Raw genomic sequence first — 25,933 nt, forward strand, 5'->3', positions numbered from 1 at the left:
CACCCGGCTGCGCCGCTGTCGACGTCCGGCACTCGCCGAACAAACAACCTGGAGGCTATCCAGATGATGTCGTTGTCGCGCGCCCTCGTGACCGCGGTGGCGGTCGGGGCGGTGGTGTCCGGGGGCGTCCTCGTGGCACACGCGAACCAGACCACCGCGGCCGACGAGCAGCAGTCGTTGGTGGAGGACTACGCCTACCCGGGAAAAGAGAGAGTGGAACTGGAGTACGGCTTCAGACTCGTCGCCGGCGACGGGCACGTCCTGCACGTGGATTGCGCGCAGCCGCCGAGCGGCCCGGTGAGGTTCATCGAGGTCTACTCGTCGGACCTCAACGTCGGCCGTAACGACGAGGGCCGCGTGTGCTTCAAGGTCCTCGACACCGGCTACGTGACCATGCTGCTGCCCGACGTCTACGAGATCCGCGGCGACGGCTACGAGCCGGGCGCGGGTCACAACGGCACCGCCGAGGTGGTCGGCGAATCCGGGCAGCACAAGACCGTGGCGTTGGACCCGGACGGCAGCATCCAGGTCGGCATCGGCACGACCGGCGGCACGCCGGAGACGCTGCTGCGCTTGGAGGTCCAGCGTTGAGCACCTCGATCGGGAACCGGCTGACGCGCTGGACGGCGATGACGGCGGCGGGTGTCGTGGTGGCGGGCTTGCTGACGTCGGGCTCCTCGCAAGCCGTCTCCGGCGGCAACGTCGTGCCGGACGGCTCCTACCAGTTCCTCGCCCGGATCAGCGCCGCGGGCAAAGTGTGCTCGGGCGCGCTGATCGACCCGCGATGGGTGGTCACCTCGGCTTCATGCCTGCCGGAGACCGGGGACGTCGGCGTGCTCGTGGGCGCCGTGGACCTCGGGACCGGTAGGGGGCACCGCACGAAGGTCGTCAAGGTCGTGCGGCACGCCGAGCGCGACCTCGCGATGGTGAAGCTGCTGACGACCCCGACCAACGTCACGCCGATCGCGTTGAGCACCGGTGCGCTGGCGGTGGGCGAGACGGTGAAGGTCGGCGGGTTCGGCCGCACGGCGACCGAGTGGGTGCCGAACCGCCCACACGTCTCGTCGTTGACCGTTTCGTCGCTGAACACCGCGGACGCGGTGTTGACGGGTCCGGCGGACACCTGCAAGGGCGACGCCGGTGGTCCCGCATTCCGCGAGGTCGGTGGGGTCCCGCAGTTGGTCGGCGTGCACAGGACCTCCTGGCAGCACGGTTGCCTGGAGGTGACCGAGACCCGCCAGGGCTCCACGGAGACCCGCGCGGACGACCTCGCCGGCTGGTTCCAGGCGCGAATGCTCGAAGTGTCCGCGACTCCCGCGCAGCGGCACGCCATCCACCTCAACTGGACCCCGCGCGACTACCAGTCGTTCCGGGTGTACGCGTCGCAGTCTGCGGACGTGCCGGTCGGACCCTCCACCCTGGTCGGCACGGTCACCACCCGGTCGTTCACGCACACCGCCCTGGCGGCTGAGCAGACCTGGTACTACCGGGTGGTCGGGGTCAAGGACGGCCAGGCTTCGGAGTCGGAGGTGGTCTCCGCGACGACGGCGCTGCCCACCCGTAGCGACTTCGACCACGACGGCGACGACGACATCGCCGCCGTCTATGACTCCGGTAACGACCGGACGCGGGTGCCCGTGTGGCCCGGCGGCCCGGCCGGCATCGGCCTGCCCGAGTTCAAGTGGGACAGCGGCGCGGGGCAGTTCACGGCTTCGCAGGCCCGCTGGGTCACGGGTGACTTCAACGGTGACGGTCGGGCGGACCTCGGCGCGTTCTACAACCGCAGCGGTGGCGAGACGGCGCTGGTGGTGCTCTACTCCAACGCCACCGGGTTCGACCCGTGGGTGGAGAAGTGGAACAGTGGTCCGGAGAACTGGCCGGCGCAGTCCGCCAAGGTGGTCTCCGGTGACTTCAACGGTGACGGGCGCGTCGACATCGCCGCGTTCTACGACCTCGGCGGCGGCGTGACGCGGCTGTACCTGTGGCAGGCCGCCGCCACCGGCTTCGCGCCGCCGGTGTTGAAGTGGGACAGCGGTCCGGGCAACTTCGAGCAGTGGCGGGCCACGTTCGTCACCGGTGATTTCAACGGTGACGGCCGCATGGACATCGGTGCGGCCTACGACTACGGCAGCGGGACGACCGGGTTGTTCGTGTTCCACGCCAACGCCACCGGGTTCGAGCCGTTGGCACCGCAGTGGAACAGCGGCGCGGGGAACTTCTACGGGGAACTGGCCCGCTGGGTCCCCGGTGACTTCAACGGTGACGGTCGGGCGGACATCGCCGCGCTCTACAACTACTCCGGCGGCTCTACCTCGATGTTCGTGTTCTACGCCAACGCCAACGGCATCACACCGCCGGTGCTGAAGTGGAGCAGCGGCGCGGGGAACTTCTACGCGGAACTGGCCCGCTGGGTCGCGGGTGACTTCAACGGTGACGGCCGGGCCGACATCGCTACCTTCTACAACTACGACGGTGGCGTGACGCGCGCGTTCGTCTGGTACGGCAACGCCACCGGGTTCGACCCGATGGTGCAGCAGTGGGACGGCGGCCCGCAGAACTGGGAAGCTCAAGGGGCGCGGATCCTGTGACAGTCCCGCCGGCGAGACGACCGGCGCGGGCGACCGGGCCGTCCGGCTCGATCACCGCGCCGGGTGACCGCGTGATCCACACGCGGGAGCTGGTGGCGACCTGGTGCGCTTCCGGTACGACCTCCCGGCCCGGGAGCGAGGGCAGCGCCGGCGCTGGTTCGAGCGCTCCGACAACACCGACGGCAGCGCGCGTGGCCCAGCGGACGCGGTGTCGTGGCCGGAACGCCGAGCGCTACGCGTCCGCCGAGCCGGACTTCCACCTGCTCGTGCCCTGACCGGTCGTGCCGGCGGACACCTCACGGCTGAGGTCCGCCGGCTCGACCGCTCCGCGTCCCGGGCGGTCGCGCCGCATCCGACGGCGACGACGTCCGTGCCGCAACCCGGTGGGCCGATCGGCCCACCGTCGACGTCGGGTGCGCCGGGCGCACCCGGGAATCCGGGGGAACGTGTGAACCGTCGTGGTAGACGTCTGCGCTTCACCAGCGTGGTCATGGCCTTGGTCGCACTCGCGGGCACGCTCGTCGTGCCGGCCGCGTCCGCCGAGACCGGCCACACCGCGACCGATCGCGGCCGGGCGGAACTCATGTGGCGCCTCGGCGGTCCTGCCCTGCGGGAAGCCGCGGGCCGGGCGCTGATCGGCGACGACACGTCCGTCCGTGAGTTCCTGGCCAACGGCTGGCAGGCCGCCGCGGACGCGGATGACCGCCGTCGGGTGACCGCGATGCTCGACTCCAGCGGCTACGTGGTGAAGGACGCCGCCCAGCGCGCGCTGGACGCAGGCACCGCGGAGGCGGTGCGCACGTTCCTGGAGAGCGGCTGGGTGACGCCCCGCCGGCAGGACATGCGCATCCGCGTCAACCAGATGATGTCCATCGGCGGCGCTGAGCTGCGCGCCGCCGCCCAAGCCGCGCTCGACGCAGGGACCGACGAAGCGCTCCAGACCTTCATCGACACCGGCTGGCGCGCGCCGCAGACCGCGGACCTGCGCATCCGGGTCAACCAGATCATGTCCGTCGGCGGGCCGAAGGTTCGGGAGAAGGCCCAGGTCGCGCTGGACCTAGGCACGCAGGACGCGTTCCAGGAGTTCCTGGACCTCGACTGGCCGGTCGCGCAGGCGCGTGACCAGGAAACCGCGACCATCGCGGAACTCGCCGGCGTCGCCAAGGTCGCGGGTGAGCTGGCCGCGCAGGAGACGCAGGCCGCCAAGGACGCGGGCGACCGCGCGGTGGTCGAAGCCGAGTTGGCCAAGCACGCCGCGCTGCGGGCGGCGGAAGCGACGCGGAACGCCCAGGGCAATGCCGCCGAGGCCGCGGCGGCCGCCGGTGTTGCGGCCGACGCCGCCGACCGCGCCGCCACCGCGGCCCGGGACGCGGTGGGTGCGGCGAACTCCGCCGGCAACGCCGCGTGGATCGCCGCTGGCGCTGCGGCCCGTGCCGCCACGGCCGCCTCGATGGCGGGCAACTCCGCGGTCAAGGCGTACTCGGCCGCCATCGCGGCGACGGTGAACGCGAGCGACGCCGCGGGTGCCCGATCGGCCGCCCAGGCCGCGCGGGACAACGCGGCGAGCGCCGACACCGCGGGTCAAGCCGCCCTCGCCGCGCAGTCGGCCGCGTTGAACGCGGGCGTCGCGGCGTCCTCGGCCAACAGTGCCGGGCAGCAGGCGGGCGCGGCGGCGCAGGCCGCGATCGACGCGGGCAACTACGCGGCCCAGGCCGGCGCCGATGCGAGCGTGGCCACCAACGCGGCCGCGACCGCCCGCGCGATGGCCGACCGCGCCACCCGGGCCGCCGCGGCCGCCACCGCCTTCGCGGCTGTGGCCGCCCACGCGGCCGGCCAGGCGGGCGCCGCTGCCCAGCGTGCCTCGGAAAACGCCATCGCGTCGGCCGTCGCGGCGGAAGAGGCTGCCGCGCACGCGGGTAACTCCGCCGACGCCGCGGCAGCCGCCACCCGGCACGCCAACGCGGCCTCCGCCGCCGCCCAGACCGCGGTCGACGCTGCGGTGCAGGCCCGCGAGATCTTCGACGCGGCCCGCACCGCCGACAGCGAGCGGTTGGCCGTCCAGGCCGACCAGGCCCGCGCCGCCGCGGTCACCGCCAGGGACTCGATCCGGACGGTGCCGGCCGCGCCCGCGTGGGACGCCGACCAGGCAGCCCTGCGTGACGCCGAGACCAACCGGCTGATCGACGAGGCGGTGGCGAACCCGGCGCTGGCCGTGGCCAACGGCCGCAAGGTCGCCCTGCGGTTGACCGGCTCGGCCGGCCCGTGGACCAAGGCCGCCGCCGGCGCCGCGCTGACCGGGTCCGACGACGAAGTACGCGAGTACCTGCGCGCCGGCCTGGCCAAGGCCGCGGGCCAGGACGACCGCGTGACGCTCGGGACCGTCGCCGACCAATCCGGCAGCCAGGCGCTCAAGGACGCCTCAGCCGCCGCGCTGAACGGCTCGGATGCGGACGTCACGCGTTTCCTGCGTGAGCGCAACTACCCCGGCCGCGACAGCGAGGACCGGATCAAGGTCAACCAGGTGCAGGCCGACGCCCGTGCCCAGAACCGCGTGGTCACCGTGAACGCGGCCCAGCGGGCGCTCGACGCGGGCACCGGCACGGCCTATCGCGACTTCCTGGCCAAGGGCCAGTACACGGCCTCGACCACCGACGACCGGATCAAGGTCAACCAGATCGCCTCCGCCCCGGACAGCGGTCCGGAGACCAAGGCGATGGCCCAGGCCGCCCTGGCCGGCCCACCGGTCACGATCAAGCGGTTCCTGGACGTCGGCCGGTTCACCGCGATGCGCCACGACGCGGACTCGGCGGCGCACCAGGCCGAGGTCTCCGGACACCTCGCCCAAGCGGCGGGCGCCGCGGCCACCGCGGTCAAGCACAGCTTCGACGCCCAGGCCGCGGCGGCGCTCGCCCGTGACGCGGCCGCCGAGGCGGCCGGCTACGCCCAGCAGGCGCAGATCTCCGCCGACGAAGCGGCAGGTTACGCCCAGGACGCGCACGAGTCGGCTGTGGCGGCCGAGCAGTCCGCCCAGCGCGCGGCCGATTCGGCCCGCACCGCCCGCAACGCCGCCAACTCGGCCCGCGCTTCCGCCGGGCAGGCCACCCGGTCGGCGGTGTGGGCGCAGGCGTCCGCGACCCAGGCCGCCGGGTTCGCCAACGAAGCGGTGGGCAGCGCCCGGCACGCGTACGAGCAGGCGGTCGCGGCGAACGAGAGCGCCGCCGCGGCGGTCGCGGCGGCTAACGAGGCGTACGACCAAGCCGTCCAGAAGTCGAAGGACGAGATCGTCCAGGCCGCGCTCGCCCAGCACGACTACTGCCAGGGCCGGTACTACTACGACCAGGCGAAGATGGACGACTGCATCCGGCAGATCACCGCCACGCCGGAGGAGCAGACCGACCGGGCGATCGAGAACGGCCACCTCTGCGACGTGCTGTTCGGTGAGCAGCGGACGAGTGCGCTGTTCAAGAACTGCGTCGCGAGCGTCCTGCGGCCGGACTTCACCGCGCGGCTCGAAATGCAGTTCGCCCAGCCGTTCATCGACCTCATGAACGCCGCCGCCACGACCCTGACCGTCGCGGCGGTGGTCGGCGGGGTGGTCCTCGCGGGCACGCTGTGCGCGGCATCCGTGGTCTGCGGTGGTCTGGCGCTGGCTTTCGCACCGGACGGGATGGCCTTCTTCCCGTCGTGGGTCGCGGGCGTCTACGGGTCGTCGGCGACGGCGCTCATCGGTGTCTCCACCCTCCGCCAAGTCGCGTCGTTGCAGGGCATCAAGATCGAGGCGAGCGTCGTGGAGGCCGCGATCGCGCGGCAGACCGCGGCCACCGCCCGGCTGTCGGAGGCGGCGAGGCAGCAGGCGCTCGGCTGGGACTTCGCCAAGCAGCAGTTCATCCAGCAGGAACTCGACGTCGCGCTGTACCTGGAGCAGAAGCTCGGCTTGACCCTCATGCGGTGGCCGCACGCGAAAGGGCCGGAATGGGTGGACGGGCGGAACGGTTACATCTGGGACACGATGGCGGCCCGCGAGCACTTCATCGACGCCGAGATCGCGTCGGGCAACTTCGAGCGGAGCATCTTGAAACACCTGACCAAGGCGCACTACGTCCCGATCGACGTGCGCACCTTGAAGCCCTATCAACTCGACGCGCTGCGCGCGTTGATCAAGCCGTACTCGCCCCGCGTGTTCATGGTCCTGGAAGGACAGCCGCTCTGATGTCAGGTGACGTGTTCTTCCGAAGGGTGGGCGAGAGCCGCGACGAGGAGGAGTCGTGGGATACGTCGAGAGCGGGGCTCTGGTGGCTCATGCGCTTCATCGCCGAGCGGGTCGGCGACCCGGTGGCCGCTGCCCGGCTCGCCAAGTCCGTGGATCAGGAGCTGGGCTGGCTGGACTTCGGCTCCTACACCGATGACGAGGTGCGGGAGATGGTGCGCGTGATCCGCGACGACCTGCCACCGGTGGTGGAGGTCGAGTGGCCGCCGCCGGACGAGTACGGCGCAGGGGCCAACTTCCGTGAGCTGATCGAGCAGACGACCAGGTGGGCACGGGCCCACGGCCTGCTCTGACCTGATCGCACGACCTGATTCGTTACGGAAAGCCATCGTTCCCGCTACATGCCGTAGCGGGAATGATGGCTTTCCGTGGTCGGTCAGACCTTGTCGCCGGGGCTCACCCGCGGCTTGGGGACGCGCAGGCGCCGCAGCTGGCTCGCGCGGATGAACGAGTACCAGCCGATGGACAGGCCCCGGGTCGTGTCGTTGGGGAACTTCAGCCGCACCCGCCGGTTCACCATCCGGCCGAGCACGAAGCCCTCCACGATCATCGCCAGCAGCATGAACGTGGTGAGCAGCGTCGCGTACTGCTGGACGTCCGGCATCGGCACGAGCAGCGCGACGAACACCAGGATGGCCAGCGGCATGAACAGGCCCATCAGGTTGCGCCGCGAGTCGACCACGTCGCGGATGTAGGCCTTCACCGGGCCGCGGTCGCGGGGCAGGAGGTACTTGTCCTCGCCCGCCATCATCCGCTGCCGGCGCTCGGCCGCCGCCGCGCGGCGCTCCTCCTTGGACACCTTGTTCCCGCGCGCCCGCTTCAACGCCTCCCGCTGCGTCCGGGGCGGCGGCGGCACCGGGCCGCGCCGCTTGCCCTCGGCCTCGCGTCGCTTCGGCGTGGGCCGCCCCTTGCCTGGCGTGCGCGACGGATCGGCCGGGTTCACCTCCGCGGGAGCGTCCTCGGTGGTGGTCTCGGCGGCTTCGTCGGCGTTGCGGCGCAGGAACCTCACCACACCAGAGTAGGAGATGCCCCGATAAGTACTGTTCGCGAGGTGCGAGTTGTCATTGCGCCGGACTGCTTCGGCGGCACGCTGACCGCGCGTGAGGTCGCCGAGGCCGTGGCCGAGGGCTGGCGCCGCACCGCTCCCGACGACGACCTCCGGCTGCGCCCGCTGGCCGACGGCGGGCCGGGTTTCGTGGACGTCCTGCACGCCGCGCTGGGCGGCACGCTCCACACGACGACCGTCACCGGACCGCTCGGCGCGCCCGTCGAGGCGACGTGGCTGGAGCACGACGGGTCCGCGTACGTCGAGTCCGCCCAGGCCTGTGGCCTGCACCTCGTCCCCGTCGACGAGCGCGCGCGGGCCGCCGAGACCGCCACCACCAGGGGTGTCGGCGAGCTGGTCAACGCGGCCGGCGACGCCCTCGTGCACACGATCGTGGTCGGCCTCGGCGGCTCGGGGACGACGGACGGCGGCGCGGGGCTGCGGGAGACCGTCCGCGCCGTCACCGCCCGGCTGGTCGCCGCCGCCGACGTGGAGAACCCGCTGCTGGGCCCGCACGGCGCCGCGCGCACGTTCGGCCCGCAGAAGGGCGCGTCACCCGGAGCGGTGGCGCGGCTGGAGGCGCGGCTGGCGGCGATGGACGAGTTGGCCGAGGTCCGCGACCGGCCCGGCGCGGGTGCGGCGGGTGGCCTCGGAGCCGCGCTGATGGCGCTCGGGGCCGAGGTGGCGTCCGGCGCGGGAATGGTGCGGGAGCTCACCCGGTTGGATGAAGCGCTGGACCACGCCGACCTGGCCGTGACCGGTGAGGGGAGCTTCGACTGGCAGTCGCTGCGCGGGAAGCTGGTGACCGCCGTGGCCGGTGGCGCGGCCGAGCGCGGCGTGCCCTGCGTGGTGCTCGCGGGCCAGGTCACGGTGGGCAGGCGGGAGGCAGCGGCGGTGGGCGTGCAGGAGTCGTACTCGGTGGCCGAGCACGCCGGATCGGTGGAGCGCAGCCTCGCGGACCCGTACGGGACGCTGGCCGACCTCGCCGCCCGCGTGGCGAGGCAGTGGTCACACTCCCGGCCGTGACGTCTGTGCGACCATGGGGGTAGGAACAAAGCGGGTACTTCCCGTGTTGCCCGGAGATAGATGCCCGCAAAGGACCTCTGAGGGAGAGCCATGACGACCGCTCAGGACGCAGTCACCACGACTCCTGACGCCCCGCCCACCCACGGCGTGACGCTGACCGAGGCGGCTGCCGTGAAGGCCAAGGCGCTGCTGGACCAGGAGGGGCGCGACGACATGCACCTGCGCATCGCCGTCCAGCCCGGTGGTTGCGCGGGGCTGCGTTACCAGCTGTTCTTCGACGAGCGCACGCTCGACGGTGACGCGCTGCGCGACTTCAACGGCATGAAGGTGGCCGTCGACCGCATGAGCGCGCCGTACGTCGAGGGTGCCGTGATCGACTTCGTCGACACGATCGAGAAGCAGGGTTTCACGATCGACAACCCGAACGCCGGCGGTTCGTGCGCCTGCGGCGACTCGTTCCACTGATCGACCCGCTGGACCGCGGTTCACGGAGAGGCCCCCGCCACGGCGGGGGCCTTTTCCGTTGCTCCGGGTGGGACGCTGGCGACCATGACGCACGCGGAAGTGCCCCACTTAGTAGGCCTGACCGTCCGGCAGGCGCGGACGACGGGCCACGACGCGGGTGTGGTCGTGACCTCTCGTCACCTGGACGGGCCGCCGCTGGGCGAGCTGACCTGGCCCGGGATCTGGGTCGTCACCGCGCAGGACCCCACCGCCGGCCGACGGGTGCGCCGCGGCACGCCGGTCATGATCGACTTCGAGGAGCGTCCCGACGAGGGCGGCGCGGGCGACCGCGAACCACGCCACCCACCGCCCACGCAGGACGAACTCAAGGCCGACCCGATCGAGGACCACGCCGAGTGAGCGACGGCGCCTTGCCGCCGGGCTCTGGTCAGCCTTGCCGAGTGAGTCTCGGCGCCCGCGTCGGCCGCGTGCGTGACCCGGCGTCGGCCGGACGCGCTCGGGAACTGCTGGAGGTCGCTCGGCTCGTGCGGACCGCCGCCGACGCCGTGCGAAGGCTGAAGCGCGTGCGGTCGCAGCTTCAGACGTAGGCGTCCAGGTCGGCGACCTGGGCGTAATTGGCGTCGTCCACCCGCCACGGCGTCGCGGCCCCGGGCTCGGGGTGGGGCTCGGCCTCCGCGCCGCGCAGCTCGCGCGGCAGGTCGGTGCAGTCCTCGATCAGTTCGGCCAACGTGTCCGCCTCGGTGTTCCTCACATCGGCGACCGTATTCGTGCCGAAGGCTTGACAGAAGCCCTACCGGGCGGTAGCACCGCTCGGTGGGGCCCGCTCACACGTGTGCGGCCAGCGGTGTGGGTGCGGTGGACGTTGCGGGACGGGCGGTCACCTTGCCGACCACCAGGGCCACCGCCACGCCCAGCACGGTCGACAGGCCGCCGACGGTCCCGACCCACCGCAGGCCGAGCCCGCTGGTCAGCACCACGCCGCCGAGCATCGGGCCCAGCGCCGCGGCCACGTTGAACGCGGAGATGTTCACCGAGGCGACCAGCCCGGCCGCCGAACCCGCCTGCCCCATCAGGTAGGTGTGGATCAGCGGACCCGCCGTGAACGCGCTCGCGCCCAGCACGAACACGCTCACCACGGCCGCCACCTTGCTCTCCAGCATCAGGCCCTGCGCCAGCAGCATCACGCCGAGCACGGCCAGCGGGATCGGCAGCACGCGGGCGATCCGGTCCGGCGCCACCTTGCCCGCCAGCGTGCTGCCGACGAGCGTCCCGAGGCCGTACACGAGCAGCACGCCGGTCACCCAACCCGGCTCGAAACCGCTCACCTCGCGCAACGCGGGCGCCACGTACGTGAACGCCGTGATCAGACCGGTGAACGACAGGATCGTGGTGGCCAGGCCCAGCAGCACGGTCCGCCTGCCGAACGCGAACAGGCTGGCCCGCACGCCGGGTTCCGGCTCGTGCGCGACCTTCGGCGTGCCGAGCACGACCCCGACCAGCCCGATCGCGGTCAACGCGCTGACCAGCACGAACGACGCCCGCCAGCCGTAGTTCTGGCCGATCAGCGTGCCGAGCGGGATGCCGAGGATGGTGGACAGGGCGACACCGTTGACGACCTTGGCGATGGCCGCGGTCTGCTTCTCCGGCGGCACGGCGGCGATGGCGATCTGGGACGCCACCGCGAAGAACAGGCCCTGGGCGAGCGCGGCCACCATGCGCGCGACCATGAGCAGGGTGTAGTCGTCGGCCAGGGCGCTGCCCAGGGACGCCACCAGGGCCAGCGCCATGACGGAGATCAGGAGCTTGCGACGCGCGATGCGCCCGGTGAGCACGGTGAGCACCGGACCGCCCAGGGCGACCGAGATGGCGTAGGCGGTCACCAGCAGGCCCGCGGTCGGCACGTCGACGCCGAGGTCGGCGGCCACCTCGGGCAGCACGCCGACGATGATGAACTCGGAGGTGCCCACCGCGAAGGCGCTGAGCATCAGGATGAAGGCGATCACGACGACGACGCTAAAGTGTGACACTGACGTCAGGGTCAAGGTTGCGTGATCAAGCGCTCTTCTGGACAGGGGTGGGAATAAGTGCTGATCGGGGAGCTCGCGGAGAAGACCGGCGCCACCGTGCGCATGCTGCGCTACTACGACCAACAGGGCCTGCTCACGCCCCAGCGCACGGATTCCCGCTACCGCGTCTACGACGAGTCCGATGTGGAACGCGTCCGCAGCGTCCGCTGCCTCATCAACTCCGGCCTGAACGTGCGCCTGGCCAAGCTGGTGCTCGCGCACGCGTTCGACCAGGACGTCCAGCTGCCCGAGGACGAGGCGGGCTGCGTGCCCCTCCTGCGCATGCTCAACGACGAGCTCGCGTCCGTCGAGGGCCGCATCGAGCAACTGGCCCGCACCAAGGAGCACCTGACCAGGCTGGTCGGCGACGTCAGCCGGATCATGGCCGAGAAGGCCGACGCGAGGTGCGAGTCGGAACCGGTGCAGAAGGCCGGCTGAGACCACGCGCGAAGGCCCCCGGCACGCGCGCGCCGGGGGCCTTCACCGCGGGGGAGCTAGAGCTTGACGGGGTAGTGCGGCTCGGGGACGACCGGGCGGATCCGGCCCTCCACGAAGATCCCGTGCCAGATCATGAACACCAGCAGCGCCCAGATCCGCCTGCTGTGGTCCGCGACACCCGACCGGTGCTCCTCGATGATCCGCAGCACCGCGCCCTTGTCGAGGTACTGGTCGGTCTGCGACTGGCGCACGGTCTCCACCGCCCAGTCGTGCATCTCGTCCTTCAGCCAGTGCCGGATCGGCACCGGGAAGCCCAGCTTGCGCCGGTTGAGCACGTGCGCGGGCACGATGTCGCGGATCGCCCGGCGCAACGCGTGCTTGGTCGTCTCCTTGGTGAGCTTCAGTTCCGACGGCACCTGCGACGCGATCCGGAACACCTCGGGGTCCAGGAACGGCACCCGCAGCTCGAGCGAGTTCGCCATCGTCATCTTGTCGGCCTTGACCAGGATGTCGCCGCGCAGCCACGTGAACAGGTCCACGTGCTGCATCCGGGTCACCGGGTCCCAGCCCTCCGACTCCCGGTACACGTGCGCCGTCACGTCCTTGTGCGACACGCTCGGGTCGTACGTGCGCAGCACCTGCTGGATCTGGTCGTCCATGAAGATCCGCGCGTTGCCGTAGTAGCGCTCCTCCAGCGTGAGCGCCCCGCGCCGCAGCAGGTCCTTGCCGCGCACGCCCTGCGGGATCTTCGTGGACACCTTGCCCATGGCCTTGCGCAACGCGCCCGGCACCTTCTCGAACGGCGCCAGCGACAGCGGCTCGCGGTAGATCGTGTAGCCGCCGAACAGCTCGTCCGCGCCCTCGCCCGACAGCACGACCTTCACGTGCTCACGCGCCTCGCGGGCGATGAACCACAACGGCACCAGCGCGGGGTCGGCCACCGGGTCGTCCAGGTACCACGTGATCAGCGGCAGGGCGTCCATCATCTCCTGCGCCGTCACCGCCCGGACCACGTGCTTGACCCCGATCGCGGCGGCAGACTCGGCGGCCACGTCGATCTCGGAGTAGCCCTGCCGCTCGAACCCCGTGGTGAACGTGATCAGGTCCGGGTTGTGCTCCTTGGCCAGCGCCGCGACCACGGTCGAGTCGATGCCGCCGGACAGGAACGAGCCGACCGTCACGTCCGCGCGCATGTGCTTGGCCACCGAGTCGCGCAACGCCTCGGTGATCTCGTCGTACAGCCGGTTCTCGTCCGCCTCGCCGCGCACCGCGCGCGGCCGGAACGTGGCCGGGAAGTACCGCTCGACCACCGGCTTGCCGCCCGGCTTGAGCGTGAACGACGTGCCGGACTCGATGCGGTGGATCTCGCTCTGCAGCGACTCGGGCTCCGGCACGTACTGCAGGATCAGGTAGTGCTGCAGCGCCTTCTCGTCGACCTTCGGGCGGATGCCGATCGCCGGCGCCAGCTCCAGCACCGACTTCTTCTCGCTGGAGAACGCCACGCCGCCCGGACCGGCCGCGTAGTACAGCGGCTTGATGCCGAACGGGTCGCGCGCGCCGAAGACGACCCGGCGCGCCTTGTCCCAGATCAGGAACGCGAACATGCCGCGCAGCCTGGCCACGGCGGCCGGGCCCCAGTAGTGGTAGGCGGCCACGATCGTCTCGGTGTCGCCGTCGGTGGCGAACACGGCGCCGAACTGCTTGGTCAGCTCCGCGCGCAGCTCCACGTAGTTGTAGATCTCGCCGTTGAACAGGATCGCGTAGCGACCCTGCTGGTCGTGCGGACCCCAGTGCAGGGGTTGGTGCGAGTGCTCGATGTCGATGATGGACAGGCGGTTGAAGCCGAAGACGACCTCACCGCCCTGCCAGGTGCCGCTCTCGTCGGGGCCGCGGTGGCGCATGCAGCGCAGTGCCCCCGCCACCGCCGAGCGCGCCCGCTCGGCCTCGTTCTCGCCAGGGCAAACCAGTCCTACCAGGCCGCACACGCCGTAAACACCCTTCGTGTCGTGTGGAGAAGACTCCAGTATGCCGGGGGGCCGGTGTGTGACCGAAACTGCACTCCAAGGGGGCAGCCCCCGACGGGTGACGCGCCGTGCGCTGAGCTACGCTCCCGCATGATCCGGCATGGGGCGCTTCCACGTCCCTGCCTGCGAGCTTTTTGACGTTGAGGGCGACTGAGGAGGCGGCGAGCAGTGGGCCTGAAGGAGGGCACCAGGGCAGCCCGGCTGGCGAAGGTCGGCGGGCTGGTCGGCCTGGTCGGCGTCGGGGCCACGGGTTGCTCCACGGAAGAGGTGCTGCGCTTCGGTTGGCCGGTGGCCGTGACGCCGCAGGCCGAGGCGATGCGCGAGCTGTGGACCTGGTCGGTCGTCGCGGCTCTCGCGGTCGGCGTGATCGTGTGGGGCCTGATCCTCTGGTCGGTCGCGTTCCACCGCAAGAAGAGCGAGGAGCTGCCCCGCCAGGTCGCCTACAACCTGCCGCTGGAGCTCGTGCTGCTGGTCGTGCCGACGATCATCGTCGCGGTGTTGTTCTACTTCACCGCGGTGACGCAGAACTACGTCACCGACAAGTCCAAGACCCCGGACGTCACGGTGGACGTGATCGCGTTCCAGTGGAACTGGGAGTTCCAGTACCCCCAGTTCAAGACCGAGACCGCGGACCTGCCCGTGAGCACCGTCGGCACGTCCGGCGAGATCCCGCTCCTGGTGGTGCCGCAGGGCAAGTCGATCCGCTTCAACCTGCGGTCGACCGACGTCATCCACTCGTTCTACGTGCCGGAGTTCCACTTCAAGCGGGACGTCTTCCCCGAGCCGGAGAAGAACAACCAGGACAACTCGTTCCAGATCGACCAGATCGACCGGACCGGGTCGTTCGTCGGTCGCTGCGCCGAGCTGTGCGGCGTCTACCACGCCGTGATGAACTTCGAGGTCAGGGCGCTGGAGTCGGCCGACTTCGACCGGTACATGCAGCTGCGGCAGGAGACGAACCCGGACACCGGGCAGCCCTACAGCGCCGCTGAGGCGTTGACCGAGCTGGACTGCGGTGAGCTGTGCACGCCGCACGCCGTGACGACCAAGCCCTTCGACACCGACCGGACTGTCCGCGAGGCGTCCGACGGTGGGAAGTAGGAGGACGCTGCGATGAAGGTCGAAGCCCGCATTTTTGACTTGGTGATGGCGTTCTCGTTCCTGATGGCCGTCGTGTACGGCTACTGGACCTGGGCGGACACCGGTTTCGTCGAGCCGACCGGCACGGTGGCGCTCGCGCTGACCGGCGGGTTGGCGCTGATCGTCGGCACGTACTTCCGGTTCGTCGCCCGGCGCATCGAGGTGCGGCCCGAGGACAACGCGGACGCCGAGGTCAGCGACGGCGCCGGTGAGCTGGGCTTCTTCAGCCCCGGCAGCTACTGGCCGATCGGCCTCGCGGCGGCCGCCGCGACGGCGGGTGTCGCCCTCGCGTTCTGGCACATCTGGCTGCTGGTGATCGCCGTGGTGCTCGTGCTGATCGCCGTCGGCGGCCTGGTGTTCGAGTACCACACCGGTCCGAGCCACGACTGAGCCCGACGTCGACGAAGGGGCCCACCTCGCGAGGTGGGCCCCTTCGTCGTGTCCGGGCCGTCAGGCGGCGGCGTTCGAGCTCTGGTAGCTGTCCACGTACTCCTGTTCGGACAGCTCCAGGATGCGGTAGACGATCTCGTCGGTGACCGAGCGCAGCACCGGCAGCGACTCCTGCATGCCCGCGTAGCGGTCGAAGCGCAGCGGCTCGCCGAACCGGACGGTGATCGGGCGGACGCGGGGCAGCCTGCGGTCGACCGGCTGCACCTGGTCGGTGCCGATGATCCCGACCGGGACGACCGGCGCGCCGGACTCCAGCGCCATCCGGGCCACGCCGGTGCGACCGCGGTGCAGGCGGCCGTCCAGCGAGCGCGTGCCCTCGGGGTAGATGGCGAACGCGCCGCCGCGGTCGAGGATGTCCTTGGCGGTGTCCAGCGACGCCCTGGCGGCCCGGCCCAGGCCCCGGCGCACGGGGACGTGGCCGAGGGAGCCGAAGAAGTAGCGGGACAGCGCGCCCTTGGCGCCCTTGCCCTCGAAGTACTCGGCCTTGGCGAGGAACGAGACGCGGCGCGGCACCACCATCGGGATGACGACGCTGTCGATGAACGACAGGTGGTTCGGCGCGAGGATCACCGGACCGTCGGCGGGCACGTTCTCCAGCCCTTCGACCGTCGGCCGGTAGACCAGCCGCGCCGTGGGCGCCACCACTCGTTTCATCACCGTGTAGAGCATGTGGACAGCATGACTGGCCCCCGTTGCGCGGCGGTGAAAAGGTGGCCGCAATCTCTGGCGCGGTCGTTCACGCGGGGTGCTCGGCGCACAGGCAGCCGACGCCCTTCCCGATCCACTCGCGACCGGTCCACCCGGGGTGGCGTTCGACCATCAACGCCTCGACCTCCGCGGCGATCGCCTGTTCGCCCATCGCCGAACCGCGGCGTGCCCACGTCTCGTCGCGCAGCAGCCTGAGGTAGTCGCGGACGTCGGCGAGCAGCCGCGCGTCGCCGACCTCGCCGTGACCGGGCACGACGGTGCGCGCGCCGGTCGCGGCGAGGCGTTCCAGCACCGCGAGCCAGCGGGTGCCCGAGACGTCGGTGTCGTGCGGCGGGAACCACGGGAAGATCGCGAACTGGCCCGCCTCCACCAGGTCGCCGGTGAACAGCACGTCCGCGTCCGGCACCCGGACGACCTGGTCGCCCCGGCTGTGCGCACGGCCCGTGGCCCGCAGCTCCACCACCCGGCCGCCGAGGTCCAGCGTGTGCTCGCGGTCGTAGACGAGGTCGGGACGCACGAGCTCGACGCCGACGAGCCGCTGGGCGACCGACTCGCCGAGCCCGCGGAACATCTCCAGGTAGCCGGGGCCCTTCCGCGCCAGGTCGTCGGCCTGGTCGCGGTTGAGCAGGAAGGTCGCCTCGCCCGCGAAGACCTGCGCGCCGAACGCGTGCTCGGGGTGGAAGTGGGTCGTGGTCAGGTACAGCCTGCGGCCGCGGGCGTGCTCGACCGCGAACTCCAGCACGGCTTCCGCGTTGCGCACGCCCAACCCGGTCTCGACCACGAGCACGGAGTGCGAGCCGCCGATGACGCCGATGTTGGGCACGAGCGGCACGCCACCGTCCGGGACCACCACGAGGTCACGGGCGAGGTCACGGGCGTCGGAGACCCGCACGGCGGGGTCGGGCAACGAAGTGGGTCCGGTCATGCGACCAGTCCACTCCGGACCGGGCGGAGGCGTCCAAGACCCGTACCGCACCGCCGATACCGTCCCGGTATCGTCGCCGGTGATGGACCTCCGCGAGCTGCGCTACTTCGTCGCCGTCGCCGAAGAACTCCACTTCGGACGAGCCGCCACCCGGCTGCACATGACCCAGCCGCCGCTCAGCCGTGCGATCAAGCAGCTCGAAACCGAGCTCGGCCACGTGCTGCTGCACCGCTCGCCGGCCGGGGTGGCCCTCACCCCGGCCGGCGCGTCGCTCTACGACGAGGCGCGCACGCTGCTGGCGCGGGCCGACGAGGTCCGCGCCAAGGTGGCCGCCGCGGCGGGCACGGAGACGATCACGATCGGCACCCTCGCCGACAGCGCCGAGCAGGTGGGCGCCCGGCTGGCCGCCACCTACCGCGCGCGCCACCCCGGCGTGCGGGTCCGGATCCGCGAGGCGGACTTCGCCGACCCGACCACGGGGCTGCGGGCGGGCTTGGCCGACGTGGCCCTCACCAGGGCGCCGTTCGACGACACGGGCATCGTCACGCACGTGCTGCGCAGCGATCCGGTCGGCGTGGTCCTGCGCGTGGACGACCCCTTGGCCGGCCGGGGGAGCGTGCACTCCGACGAGTTGGCCGACCGGCGGTGGTTCCGCCTGCCGGAGGGCGCGGACCCGGTCTGGCGGGCTTATTGGAGCGGCGGGAAGCACCGTGAGGGACCGGTCGTGCGCACCGCGCACGAGTGCCTGCAAGCCGTGCTGTGGAACGGCTCGGTGGGGTTGGCCCCGCTGGGCCACGCGCTGCCCGAGGGGCTCACCACGGTGCCGCTGGTCGACCTGCCGCCGAGCCGCCTGGTCGTGGCCTGGGTCGGCGCCGAACCGGGCCCGCTCGTGCGCTCGTTCGCCCGCATCGCCGCGGCCGCCTACGGCGCGCGAGCGTCGCAAGAGGACCGCTGACGACGACGGCGCGGGCGTTCACCCGGCCGCTGGCCGCTGGGGGTTGGTCGACGGCTCGGGCGCGCACCTGACCCGCCTGGGTCACCTGACCGCCGGGGTTGCCCGGCCGCCTGGGGCACCCGGCCGCGCGGGCGTTCACCCGTCGGTTCGGGCGGTCACGCAGCCGTCGAGGTCACCCGTCCGCGAGGGACGCCTTCAGCTCCGACGACCGCGCCGCCCACCGCCGCAGCAGGTCCGCCGCCGCGCCGGAGTCGATCGCCGCGGCGGCCCGGCCCATCGCGCCGGCGAGGTCCGCGTGCAGGTCGCCCGACAGCCCGCCGTGCGCGGCGAGCGCGCCCGCCGCGTTGAGCAGCACCGCGTCCCGCACCGCGCCCGGCTTCCCGGCCAGCAGGTCGCGCACGACCTCGGCGTTCACCGAGGCGTCGCCGCCCTTGAGGTCGTCGGCCAGCGCCGGCGCGATGCCCAGCGCCGACGGGTCGATCCGGTCGGTCCGCACCTCGCCGCCGTCGGCGACCCAGACCGACGTCGTGGTGGTCGTGGTGATCTCGTCCATCCCGTCGTCACCGCGCACGACCAGCACGGTGTTGCCCCGACGGGCGAAGACGCCCGAGATCAGCGGCGCGAACGCCACCCGGGCGCACCCCACCAGACCGACCTTCGGCTGCGCCGGGTTGGTCAGCGGGCCGAGCAGGTTGAACGAGGTCGGGATGCCGATCTCGCGCCGCGGCGCGCCCGCGTGCCGGAAACCGGGGTGGAACACCGGCGCGAAGCAGAACCCGATGCCCAGCTCCTCCACCGTCTGCTGCACGCCCAGCGGCGGCAGGTCGATGGCCACGCCGAGCGCTTCGAGCACGTCCGCCGTGCCGCACTTGGACGACGCCGCGCGGTTGCCGTGCTTGACCACCGGCACGCCGGCGGCGGACGCGACGATCGCCGCCATGGTCGAGATGTTCACCGACCCGGAGTTGTCACCGCCCGTGCCGACGATGTCCGCCGCGCGCACGTCCACGGTGAACCGGCGGGCGTGCCGCAGCATCATCGTGGCGATGCCGTCGACCTCTTCCGGCGTCTCGCCCTTGGCCCGCAGCGCCACCGCGAACGCGGCGATCTGCGCGGGCGTCGCGGCGCCGGACATCACTTGGTCCATCGCCCACGCCGTGTCGCCCTGGGACAGGTCGACGCGGTCGACGAGCTGGTTCAGCAGTAACGGCCAGGTGCGCTCCACGGCGACCTCAGCCCCGGACGGCGGGCAGCGCCGTCGAGCGCAGCACCTCGGCCACGGTCTCGGCGGCGGCCAGCGGGTCGAGCGGGTGCACCAGCACCGCGTCCGCCTGCGACCACGTCGCCAGCCACCGGTCGTCCTTGCGGCGCACCGCGACCACGATCGGCGGGCAGTCGGTGATCTCGTTCTTCAGCTGCCGGGACAGGCCCATGCCGCCGGTGGGCTGCGCCTCGCCGTCCAGGATCGCCAGGTCGACGCCGCCGTTGTCCATCTCGTACAGGACGTCGGCGATCTTGCCGACCTCGACGTACTCGACGCGACCCAGGTCGGGCGCGGGTCGGCGGCCCACCGCAGTGATGATCGTCTCACGCACCTCGGGGCGGTGGCTGAACACCAGGATCCTGGTCGTCTGCGTGCTCATCGGCGCGATCCTCCGGCGGGTCGGGGTGCGAGGTGACCCAGATGTTATCCGGCTGACCGTGCGTGACTTGCAGTGCGTCCCACCCGATCCAGTCGCCGCCGAGCCGCTGGGCCAGGCTCGCCATCCGGGCCCGCTCCTGAGCGCAGCCCAACGCGTCCAACCGCTGCACCCGCAACGCGTGCCAGCGATCTTCGCGGCGGAGCGCCCAGCCGTCCGGCGCGAGCAGCTCACGCGCACGTTCTACCTGGTCAGGCGGCAGTTCGAGGTGGTGGCGCAGGACCGCGGGCTCGTCCGGTCGCCACCGGGGCGACCTGGCCAGCGCAGCCGAGTCGGCCTCCGCGACGTCGAACGCCTCCACCACCACCGCCAGGCCGGGTGAATCGATCTCCAGTGCGGGTACACCCCGTCGCGCGCGTCGATCACGCCACCGGCTCAACAACCCCATGACCGTCCTCACCGTGCGTGTGACCCAGATGACCTGCGTACGTGCCCCGGACCCGATGGGCGGGACGAAAACCTGCAAGCAATAATGCGTCGTGTGACAACGGCAGCGCCCTCAATCGGCCAGCGCGTGCACTCGCTGAACCGCCCGAACATGGTCAGCGTCGGCACGATCGTCTGGCTGTCCAGTGAGCTCATGTTCTTCGCCGGGCTCTTCGCCATGTTCTTCACGGTGAAGGCCCAGAACGAAGGGCACTGGCCACCAGCACCGACCCACTTGAACGTGCCTTACGCACTGTTCTTCACGATCATCCTGGTGGCGTCCTCGTTCACGTGCCAGTGGGGCGTGTTCGCCGCCGAGCGGGGTGACGTGTTCGGGCTGCGCCGCTGGTACATCGTGACGCTGATCATGGGCGCGATCTTCGTCGCCGGTCAGGCCGGTGAGTACGTCACCCTCGTGAGCGAGGGCACGACGATCCCGGCCTCGGCCTACGGCACCGTCTTCTACCTGACGACCGGCTTCCACGGCCTGCACGTGATCGGTGGCCTGATCGCGTTCGGCTACCTGCTGGTCCGCACGAAGCTGAGCAAGTTCACGCCCGCGCAGGCGACCTCCGCGATCGTCGTGTCGTACTACTGGCACTTCGTCGACGTCGTCTGGATCGGCTTGTTCGCCATCATCTACATCGTGCCCTGACCAGCTCGTACCCCGAACTCACACCAGCAAGGGTTGCCGCACACATGACCACCAACACCACACGGGCCCGGAAGCGCGGCACGAAGCTGCGCAGGCGGATCTCGGGCCTGCTCGCGCTGGGCTTCGCGCTGCTGGCCGCGGGCTTCCTGTTCAGCGCCCTCGCGCCGCAGCCGCAGACCGCGCAGGCGCAGGACGACCCGGCGCAGGTGCGACTGGGCGAGCAGCTCTACAACAACACCTGCATCACCTGCCACGGCGAGAACCTCGACGGCGTCGAGGACCGCGGACCCAGCCTGATCGGCGTCGGCGAGGCGGCCGTGTTCTTCCAGGTGTCCTCCGGTCGCATGCCGATGGCCCGCCAGGAGGCGCAGGCGCAGCGCAAGCCCGCCAAGTTCACGCCGGAGGAGGTGGACGCGATCGGCGCGTTCATCCAGACCCGCGGCGGCGGCCCGCAGACCCCCGCGGAGCGCGGCGAGGCGCTGCGCGGCGAGGACCCGGCCCGCGGCGGCGAGCTGTTCCGGCTCAACTGCTCGGCGTGCCACAACTTCACCGGCCGCGGCGGGGCGCTGTCGTCCGGCAAGTTCGCGCCCGAGCTCGACGGCGTGTCCGAGGAGCAGCTGTACACCGCGATGCTCACGGGCCCGCAGAACATGCCGAAGTTCTCCGACCGGCAGCTCACGCCGGAGGAGAAGAAGGACATCATCGCTTACATCAAGTCGGTGACCGACGGGAACAACAACCCCGGCGGCGCCCCCCTCGGCGGCCTAGGGCCGGTATCGGAGGGTCTGATCGCGTTCATCGTGGGTATCGCCGCACTCATCGGCGTGACCCTCTGGATCGGAGCCAAGGCATGAGCGGCGTGAAGCCGAACGAGCTGCCAGACGAGGCGGAACTCGCCGAGATGAGCCGGGACGAGCTGGTCAAGCTCGGCACCGCGCTGGACGGCGTCGAGATCGTCCACTACGAGGACCGCTGGCCGGTCAAGGGCACGCGCGCGGAGAAGCGCGCCGAGCGACTGGTGGCCCTCTGGTTCGCCATCGCCGCGCTCGCCGGCATCGCCTTCCTCGTGGCGTTCATCTGGTGGCCGTGGAAGTACGAGGCTCCGCACACGAACGAGCACATCCTGTACAGCCTCTACACGCCGGTCATCGGTTTCACGCTGGGCCTGTCGATCCTCGGCCTCGGCGTCGGCGCGCTGCTGTACACGAAGAAGTTCATCCCCGAGGAGCTGTCCGTCCAGCAGCGCCACGAGGGCGGCTCGTCCGAGGTGGACAAGGCCACGATCGTGGCGCAGCTGGCCGACGCCGGCGAGCGCTCCACGATCGGCCGCCGCTCGCTCATCAAGCGGACCGCGGGCCTCGGCGCCGGCGTGTTCGGCCTCGGCGTGCTGGCCGTGCCGCTCGGCGGCCTGATCAAGAACCCGTGGGCGGACAGCGACTCGAAGGACTCGCTCTGGCACACCGCGTGGAAGTCCGAGAACGGCGAGAAGGTCTACCTGCGCCGGCACACGGGCAACTTCCACGACGTCGCGCTGGTGCGCCCGGAGGACCTCGAAGCCGGTGGTTTCGAAACGGTGTTCCCGTTCCGCGAGTCGGAGCGCGACGACGAAGAAGCCCTGGTGCACGCGCTGAAGCGGGCCGACAGCCCGGTCATGCTCATCCGCCTGCGCCCCGGCCAGGCCGTGACCAAGCGCGCGGGCCAGGAGGACTTCAACTACGGCGACTTCTACGCGTACTCGAAGATCTGCACCCACCTCGGGTGCCCCACTTCGCTGTACGAGCAGCAGACCGGCCTGCTCCTGTGCCCCTGCCACCAGTCGCAGTTCGACGTCTTCCACTACGCCAAGCCCCGGTTCGGTCCGGCGACCCGTGCCCTGCCGCAGCTTCCGATCACGGTTGACGAGGACGGATACTTGATTGCCCGCGGCGACTTCATCGAGGCCGTGGGTCCGGCGTTCTGGGAGCGTAAGTCATGAGTGGCATCACCACGCCGACGAAACGGCAGGGCGCGGGCGCCCGCGTGGCGGGTGGCGCCGCCAAGTGGGCCGACGACCGGTTCCACATGGCTTCCGGCATGCGGAAGCAGTTGAACAAGGTCTTCCCGACGCACTGGTCGTTCCTGCTCGGCGAGATCGCGCTGTACAGCTTCATCGTCCTGCTGCTGTCGGGCACCTACCTGGCGCTGTTCTTCGACCCCTCCATGGAGGAGGTCGTCTACAACGGCAGCTTCGTGAACCTCCAGGGCATCGAGATGTCCCGGGCGTTCGAGTCGACCCTGCACATCTCGTTCGAGGTGCGCGGCGGCCTGTTCGTCCGCCAGGTCCACCACTGGGCCGCGCTGCTGTTCATGGGCGCGATCGTCGTGCACATGTTCCGGATCTTCTTCACGGGCGCGTTCCGCCGCCCGCGTGAGATCAACTGGGTCATCGGCATCGTGCTGTTCATGCTGGGCGCGATCGAGGGCTTCCTCGGCTACTCGCTGCCCGACGACCTGCTCTCCGGCACCGGCCTGCGGGTGATGGCGGCGCTGCTGATCTCGTTCCCGGTGGTCGGCACGTGGATCAACTGGCTGGCGTTCGGCGGCGAGTTCCCCGGCACGGAGATCATCCCGCGGCTCTACACGCTGCACATCCTGGTCATCCCGGGCATCATCCTGGCGCTGATCGCGGTGCACCTCGGCGTGGTCTGGTACCAGAAGCACACGCAGTTCCCGGGCGTGGGCCGCAAGGAGACCAACGTCGTCGGCGTGCGCATCATGCCGGTGTTCGCGGCCAAGGGCGGCGGGTTCTTCGCCGTGGTCGTGGCGGTCACGGCGATCATGGGCGGCATCTTCCAGATCAACCCGATCTGGAACTTCGGCCCCTACAACGCGGCGCAGGTGTCGGCGGGCGTGCAGCCCGACTGGTACATGGGCTGGACCGACGGCCTGATCCGCCTGTGGCCCGCGTGGGAGCTGTACCTGGGCAACTACACGGTGCCCGCGCCGTTCCTGCCGTTCCTCCTGGGCCTGCCGCTGCTGACCGGTCTCGCGGCGGTGTACCCGTGGATCGAGCGCAAGATGACCAAGGACTACGCGCACCACAACCTGCTGCAGCGCCCGCGCGACGTGCCGGTCCGGACGTCGCTCGGCGCCATGGCGATCTCGTACTTCATGGTGCTGCTGCTCTCGGGCGGCAACGACATCATCGCGATGAAGTTCGACATCTCGCTGAACGCGATGACGTGGATGGGCCGCATCGGCATGCTCCTCGTCCCGCCGCTGGCGTACTTCATCACCTACCGCATCTGCATCGGCTTGCAGCGCGCGGACCGCGAGGTGCTGGAGCACGGCGTCGAGACGGGCATCATCAAGCGCCTGCCGCACGGCGAGTTCATCGAGGTCCACCAGCCGCTGGGCCCGGTGGACGAGCACGGCCACCCGCTGCCGCTGGCCTACCAGGGCGCGTCGGTGCCGAAGAAGATGAACAAGCTGGGTTCGGCCGGCCACCCGGTGCCGGGCAGCTTCCTGACCCCGGACCCGCAGGAGGAGACCGCCGCCTTGTCCCGCGCGCGGGCCGAGCGCGGTGTCGCGGCGGACTCGCTGACCGCCGAGAACAAGCCGGCGGGCGAGCTGGCCGGGAAGCCGGCCCAGCCGGAGGACTGACGGTTCTGACGACGAGGGCCCCGCACCTGCTCCAGGTGCGGGGCCCTCGTCGTGCCCGGGTCGGGGGTCAGTAGGCCGGGTCGTCCTGGTCGAGCAGCGTCCACCCCAGCGTGCGCGCGAGGGCGTCCAGCAGGTGGTGCTGGGCCCGGGTGGTGGCCTCGTCGGGCCACAGCGCCGTGCGGTGGGAGTGCGGGCACCACCGCGTGACGTCGAGGCTGACCACGAGGTCGTCCGGCGCCGTCGCGAACCGGCCGGAGGCGTCGACCTCGGCGTTGACCATCATGGCGCCGGTCTCGCCCCCGGTGAGCCAGGTGGCGGCGCGGTCGTGCCTGAGCCCGAGCGCGACGAGCCGCTCACCGACGTCCGCGAGCGGCAACGCCCCGCCGTCGGCGGCGCGGATCGCGAAGTACTCGCACACGGGAGTGACCCTAGCCGGGACGCGGGTCGCCGCAGGTGCGCGCGCTCCCGGCCCGCGCCGGCGACCCCTTGCTCCCGACCCTCGTCGGCAAACCCCTGCTCCCGGCGGGCGCTGGCGAACCCTGCTCCCGGCGCGCGCCGGCGAACCCCTGCTCCCGGCGCCGGCGGCTATCGTGCCGTCGTGGCAGACCTCGACCGGCGCCCGTTGTTGTTCCTCGACGTGGACGGGCCGCTCATCCCGTTCGGCGGCGACCGGTACCCGACCTTCGGCACGGTCCTTGCCGGGGCGAACCCGCTGGTGGCCAGGCTCGACCCCCGGCACGGCCCGCGGTTGGCGGCGCTGCCGTGCGAGCTGGTCTGGGCGACCACGTGGATGGCCGACGCGAACGACGACGTGGCGCCGCGGATCGGGCTGCCGCGGCTGCCGGTGGTGGTGTGGCCGGAGCCGTCCGAGGCCGATGAGCACGACGAACGCGCCGGGCTGCACTGGAAGACCCGCGCCCTCGTGGCCCGGGCGGCGGGCCGGCCGTTCGCCTGGGTGGACGACGAGCTGACCGACGCCGACCGCGCGTGGGTGGCCGAGCACCACCCCGGCCCGGCCCTGCTGCACCGGGTGGACCCGCGCCGAGGGCTCGCGGACGACGACTACGCCGTGCTCCGCGAGTGGTTGGGGGCGGTCTGACCGGGGTGGTCGGTCAGGCGTCTTCGAGGCCGATGGCGAACGCCGCGTCCGTGTCGCGCTTCGAGTACGACCGGAACGAGATGTGGGTGTCCGTGTTCAGCACGCCGGGCACCTTGGAGATGTGGCCGGGCACCAGGTCGGCGAGGTCCTCGTGCCGGGCGACCTTGACCAGGGCGATCAGGTCGACGTCGCCGGCGCACGAGTAGACCTCGGTGACGCCCTCGATGTCGGCGATCGCCTGCGCCGCGTCCGGGATGGTCTCGGCGGCGGCCTGGATCAGCACGATCGCGGTGATCACAGCGGTCCTCCACAAG

26 protein-coding genes and 1 pseudogene are annotated in these 25,933 nt (G+C 71.4%); 16 read left to right on the forward strand and 11 right to left on the reverse strand.

From position 1 onward, the window contains the following. Window positions 1-63 precede the first annotated feature (63 nt). The 4 genes from ACZ7GX_RS06635 (at window position 64) to ACZ7GX_RS06650 (ending at window position 7,148) form a co-directional block, all read left to right on the forward strand. Entirely contained in the window at window positions 64-591 is a 528-nt protein-coding gene (locus tag ACZ7GX_RS06635; RefSeq protein WP_498773602.1) for a hypothetical protein, read from the forward strand. Then, window positions 588-2,588, forward strand: coding sequence for an FG-GAP-like repeat-containing protein (locus ACZ7GX_RS06640; protein ID WP_498773604.1), 2,001 nt, complete (start codon window positions 588-590; stop codon window positions 2,586-2,588). The genes ACZ7GX_RS06635 and ACZ7GX_RS06640 overlap by 4 nt, the downstream gene beginning before the upstream one ends. A gap of 490 nt (window positions 2,589-3,078) precedes the next feature. Further along, window positions 3,079-6,798: a hypothetical protein gene (locus tag ACZ7GX_RS06645; protein WP_498773606.1), complete on the forward strand. Its 3,720-nt coding sequence runs from the start codon at window positions 3,079-3,081 to the stop codon at window positions 6,796-6,798. After that, window positions 6,798-7,148 (forward strand): hypothetical protein, encoded by a 351-nt coding sequence (locus ACZ7GX_RS06650; protein ID WP_498773608.1) that lies wholly within the window; start codon window positions 6,798-6,800, stop codon window positions 7,146-7,148. Before ACZ7GX_RS06645 ends, ACZ7GX_RS06650 begins: the two co-directional genes overlap by 1 nt. A gap of 83 nt (window positions 7,149-7,231) precedes the next feature. On the opposite strand, the gene ACZ7GX_RS06655 is transcribed toward ACZ7GX_RS06650, so the two are convergent. Continuing rightward, window positions 7,232-7,864: a DUF3043 domain-containing protein gene (locus tag ACZ7GX_RS06655; RefSeq protein ID WP_498773610.1), complete on the reverse strand. Its 633-nt coding sequence runs from the start codon at window positions 7,862-7,864 to the stop codon at window positions 7,232-7,234. 42 nt (window positions 7,865-7,906) lie between these two features. Between ACZ7GX_RS06655 and ACZ7GX_RS06660 the strand changes: the two genes are divergently transcribed. The 3 genes from ACZ7GX_RS06660 (at window position 7,907) to ACZ7GX_RS06670 (ending at window position 9,790) form a co-directional block, all read left to right on the forward strand. After that, window positions 7,907-8,926 (forward strand): glycerate kinase family protein, encoded by a 1,020-nt coding sequence (locus ACZ7GX_RS06660; RefSeq protein WP_498773612.1) that lies wholly within the window; start codon window positions 7,907-7,909, stop codon window positions 8,924-8,926. Between the two features lie 90 nt (window positions 8,927-9,016). After that, complete coding sequence (locus ACZ7GX_RS06665) at window positions 9,017-9,391, forward strand: HesB/IscA family protein (RefSeq protein ID WP_498773614.1); 375 nt, start codon at window positions 9,017-9,019, stop codon at window positions 9,389-9,391. Window positions 9,392-9,475: 84 nt separating this feature from the next. Next, the gene (locus tag ACZ7GX_RS06670; protein WP_498773616.1) at window positions 9,476-9,790 is read left to right on the forward strand and encodes a PASTA domain-containing protein; all 315 of its coding nucleotides are present in this window, start codon (window positions 9,476-9,478) and stop codon (window positions 9,788-9,790) included. A gap of 178 nt (window positions 9,791-9,968) precedes the next feature. Here the strand turns inward: ACZ7GX_RS06670 and ACZ7GX_RS06675 are convergent, their stop codons facing one another. Beyond that, the gene (locus ACZ7GX_RS06675) at window positions 9,969-10,142 is read right to left on the reverse strand and encodes a hypothetical protein (protein WP_498773618.1); all 174 of its coding nucleotides are present in this window, start codon (window positions 10,140-10,142) and stop codon (window positions 9,969-9,971) included. Between the two features lie 73 nt (window positions 10,143-10,215). Then, complete coding sequence (locus tag ACZ7GX_RS06680; RefSeq protein WP_498773620.1) at window positions 10,216-11,394, reverse strand: MFS transporter; 1,179 nt, start codon at window positions 11,392-11,394, stop codon at window positions 10,216-10,218. Between the two features lie 81 nt (window positions 11,395-11,475). Between ACZ7GX_RS06680 and ACZ7GX_RS06685 the strand changes: the two genes are divergently transcribed. Further along, a complete protein-coding gene (locus tag ACZ7GX_RS06685) occupies window positions 11,476-11,895 on the forward strand; it encodes a MerR family transcriptional regulator (RefSeq protein ID WP_498773622.1) in 420 nt (139 codons plus the stop codon). Window positions 11,896-11,951: 56 nt separating this feature from the next. Here the strand turns inward: ACZ7GX_RS06685 and asnB are convergent, their stop codons facing one another. After that, the gene (gene asnB / locus ACZ7GX_RS06690; RefSeq protein ID WP_498773624.1) at window positions 11,952-13,880 is read right to left on the reverse strand and encodes an asparagine synthase (glutamine-hydrolyzing); all 1,929 of its coding nucleotides are present in this window, start codon (window positions 13,878-13,880) and stop codon (window positions 11,952-11,954) included. Between the two features lie 207 nt (window positions 13,881-14,087). Between asnB and ctaC the strand changes: the two genes are divergently transcribed. Then, window positions 14,088-15,020 (forward strand): aa3-type cytochrome oxidase subunit II, encoded by a 933-nt coding sequence (gene ctaC / locus ACZ7GX_RS06695; protein ID WP_498773626.1) that lies wholly within the window; start codon window positions 14,088-14,090, stop codon window positions 15,018-15,020. Window positions 15,021-15,032: 12 nt separating this feature from the next. After that, a complete protein-coding gene (locus ACZ7GX_RS06700; protein WP_230566755.1) occupies window positions 15,033-15,449 on the forward strand; it encodes a cytochrome c oxidase subunit 4 in 417 nt (138 codons plus the stop codon). 60 nt (window positions 15,450-15,509) lie between these two features. Here ACZ7GX_RS06700 and ACZ7GX_RS06705 read toward each other — a convergent pair whose 3' ends face one another. Continuing rightward, window positions 15,510-16,178, reverse strand: coding sequence for a lysophospholipid acyltransferase family protein (locus ACZ7GX_RS06705; protein WP_498773628.1), 669 nt, complete (start codon window positions 16,176-16,178; stop codon window positions 15,510-15,512). A gap of 67 nt (window positions 16,179-16,245) precedes the next feature. Continuing rightward, window positions 16,246-17,142, reverse strand: a complete 897-nt coding sequence (locus ACZ7GX_RS06710) for an MBL fold metallo-hydrolase (RefSeq protein WP_498773630.1) — start codon at window positions 17,140-17,142, stop codon at window positions 16,246-16,248. 82 nt (window positions 17,143-17,224) lie between these two features. Between ACZ7GX_RS06710 and ACZ7GX_RS06715 the strand changes: the two genes are divergently transcribed. Next, window positions 17,225-18,097, forward strand: a complete 873-nt coding sequence (locus ACZ7GX_RS06715) for a LysR family transcriptional regulator (protein ID WP_498773632.1) — start codon at window positions 17,225-17,227, stop codon at window positions 18,095-18,097. Between the two features lie 172 nt (window positions 18,098-18,269). Here the strand turns inward: ACZ7GX_RS06715 and trpD are convergent, their stop codons facing one another. From trpD to ACZ7GX_RS06730, 3 genes and pseudogenes are all read right to left on the reverse strand, one after another. Further along, on the reverse strand, window positions 18,270-19,322 hold the full coding sequence (trpD, locus tag ACZ7GX_RS06720; RefSeq protein WP_498773634.1) for an anthranilate phosphoribosyltransferase: 1,053 nt from the start codon (window positions 19,320-19,322) through the stop codon (window positions 18,270-18,272). A gap of 7 nt (window positions 19,323-19,329) precedes the next feature. Next, a complete protein-coding gene (locus ACZ7GX_RS06725; protein WP_498773637.1) occupies window positions 19,330-19,740 on the reverse strand; it encodes a hypothetical protein in 411 nt (136 codons plus the stop codon). 67 nt (window positions 19,741-19,807) lie between these two features. Next, window positions 19,808-20,185: pseudogene (locus ACZ7GX_RS06730) on the reverse strand (hypothetical protein); the annotation flags it as partial. An 84-nt stretch (window positions 20,186-20,269) separates the two neighbouring features. On the opposite strand from ACZ7GX_RS06730, the gene ctaE reads away from it, so the two are divergent. The 4 genes from ctaE to qcrB are packed head-to-tail and all read left to right on the forward strand — an operon-like array spanning window position 20,270 to window position 24,520. Then, a complete protein-coding gene (gene ctaE, locus ACZ7GX_RS06735; protein ID WP_082404045.1) occupies window positions 20,270-20,878 on the forward strand; it encodes an aa3-type cytochrome oxidase subunit III in 609 nt (202 codons plus the stop codon). A 44-nt stretch (window positions 20,879-20,922) separates the two neighbouring features. Then, window positions 20,923-21,732, forward strand: coding sequence for a cytochrome bc1 complex diheme cytochrome c subunit (gene qcrC / locus ACZ7GX_RS06740; protein WP_498773639.1), 810 nt, complete (start codon window positions 20,923-20,925; stop codon window positions 21,730-21,732). Continuing rightward, complete coding sequence (gene qcrA / locus ACZ7GX_RS06745; RefSeq protein WP_498773641.1) at window positions 21,729-22,853, forward strand: cytochrome bc1 complex Rieske iron-sulfur subunit; 1,125 nt, start codon at window positions 21,729-21,731, stop codon at window positions 22,851-22,853. The genes qcrC and qcrA overlap by 4 nt, the downstream gene beginning before the upstream one ends. Further along, complete coding sequence (qcrB, locus tag ACZ7GX_RS06750; protein ID WP_498773643.1) at window positions 22,850-24,520, forward strand: cytochrome bc1 complex cytochrome b subunit; 1,671 nt, start codon at window positions 22,850-22,852, stop codon at window positions 24,518-24,520. The genes qcrA and qcrB overlap by 4 nt, the downstream gene beginning before the upstream one ends. A gap of 67 nt (window positions 24,521-24,587) precedes the next feature. Here the strand turns inward: qcrB and ACZ7GX_RS06755 are convergent, their stop codons facing one another. Next, window positions 24,588-24,938, reverse strand: coding sequence for a hypothetical protein (locus ACZ7GX_RS06755; protein ID WP_498773645.1), 351 nt, complete (start codon window positions 24,936-24,938; stop codon window positions 24,588-24,590). A gap of 180 nt (window positions 24,939-25,118) precedes the next feature. Between ACZ7GX_RS06755 and ACZ7GX_RS06760 the strand changes: the two genes are divergently transcribed. Continuing rightward, window positions 25,119-25,619, forward strand: coding sequence for an HAD domain-containing protein (locus ACZ7GX_RS06760; protein ID WP_498773647.1), 501 nt, complete (start codon window positions 25,119-25,121; stop codon window positions 25,617-25,619). A 13-nt stretch (window positions 25,620-25,632) separates the two neighbouring features. Here ACZ7GX_RS06760 and ACZ7GX_RS06765 read toward each other — a convergent pair whose 3' ends face one another. Continuing rightward, complete coding sequence (locus tag ACZ7GX_RS06765; RefSeq protein ID WP_053718754.1) at window positions 25,633-25,917, reverse strand: Lrp/AsnC family transcriptional regulator; 285 nt, start codon at window positions 25,915-25,917, stop codon at window positions 25,633-25,635. Window positions 25,918-25,933 lie beyond the last annotated feature (16 nt).

This window comes from Actinosynnema sp. NPDC037264 (assembly GCF_055603705.1).

Coding starts and splice junctions, on each gene's coding strand:
- ACZ7GX_RS06665 (WP_498773614.1), top strand. CDS start 9,017: ATGACGACCGCTCAGGACGCAGTCACCACGACTCCTGACGCCCCGCCC.
- ACZ7GX_RS06645 (WP_498773606.1), top strand. CDS start 3,079: ATGGCCTTGGTCGCACTCGCGGGCACGCTCGTCGTGCCGGCCGCGTCC.
- ACZ7GX_RS06705 (WP_498773628.1), bottom strand. CDS start 16,178: ATGCTCTACACGGTGATGAAACGAGTGGTGGCGCCCACGGCGCGGCTG.
- ACZ7GX_RS06725 (WP_498773637.1), bottom strand. CDS start 19,740: ATGAGCACGCAGACGACCAGGATCCTGGTGTTCAGCCACCGCCCCGAG.
- qcrA (WP_498773641.1), top strand. CDS start 21,729: ATGAGCGGCGTGAAGCCGAACGAGCTGCCAGACGAGGCGGAACTCGCC.
- ACZ7GX_RS06715 (WP_498773632.1), top strand. CDS start 17,225: ATGGACCTCCGCGAGCTGCGCTACTTCGTCGCCGTCGCCGAAGAACTC.
- ACZ7GX_RS06700 (WP_230566755.1), top strand. CDS start 15,033: ATGAAGGTCGAAGCCCGCATTTTTGACTTGGTGATGGCGTTCTCGTTC.
- qcrC (WP_498773639.1), top strand. CDS start 20,923: ATGACCACCAACACCACACGGGCCCGGAAGCGCGGCACGAAGCTGCGC.
- qcrB (WP_498773643.1), top strand. CDS start 22,850: ATGAGTGGCATCACCACGCCGACGAAACGGCAGGGCGCGGGCGCCCGC.
- ACZ7GX_RS06635 (WP_498773602.1), top strand. CDS start 64: ATGATGTCGTTGTCGCGCGCCCTCGTGACCGCGGTGGCGGTCGGGGCG.
- ACZ7GX_RS06710 (WP_498773630.1), bottom strand. CDS start 17,142: ATGACCGGACCCACTTCGTTGCCCGACCCCGCCGTGCGGGTCTCCGAC.
- ACZ7GX_RS06670 (WP_498773616.1), top strand. CDS start 9,476: ATGACGCACGCGGAAGTGCCCCACTTAGTAGGCCTGACCGTCCGGCAG.
- ACZ7GX_RS06650 (WP_498773608.1), top strand. CDS start 6,798: ATGTCAGGTGACGTGTTCTTCCGAAGGGTGGGCGAGAGCCGCGACGAG.
- ctaE (WP_082404045.1), top strand. CDS start 20,270: ATGCGTCGTGTGACAACGGCAGCGCCCTCAATCGGCCAGCGCGTGCAC.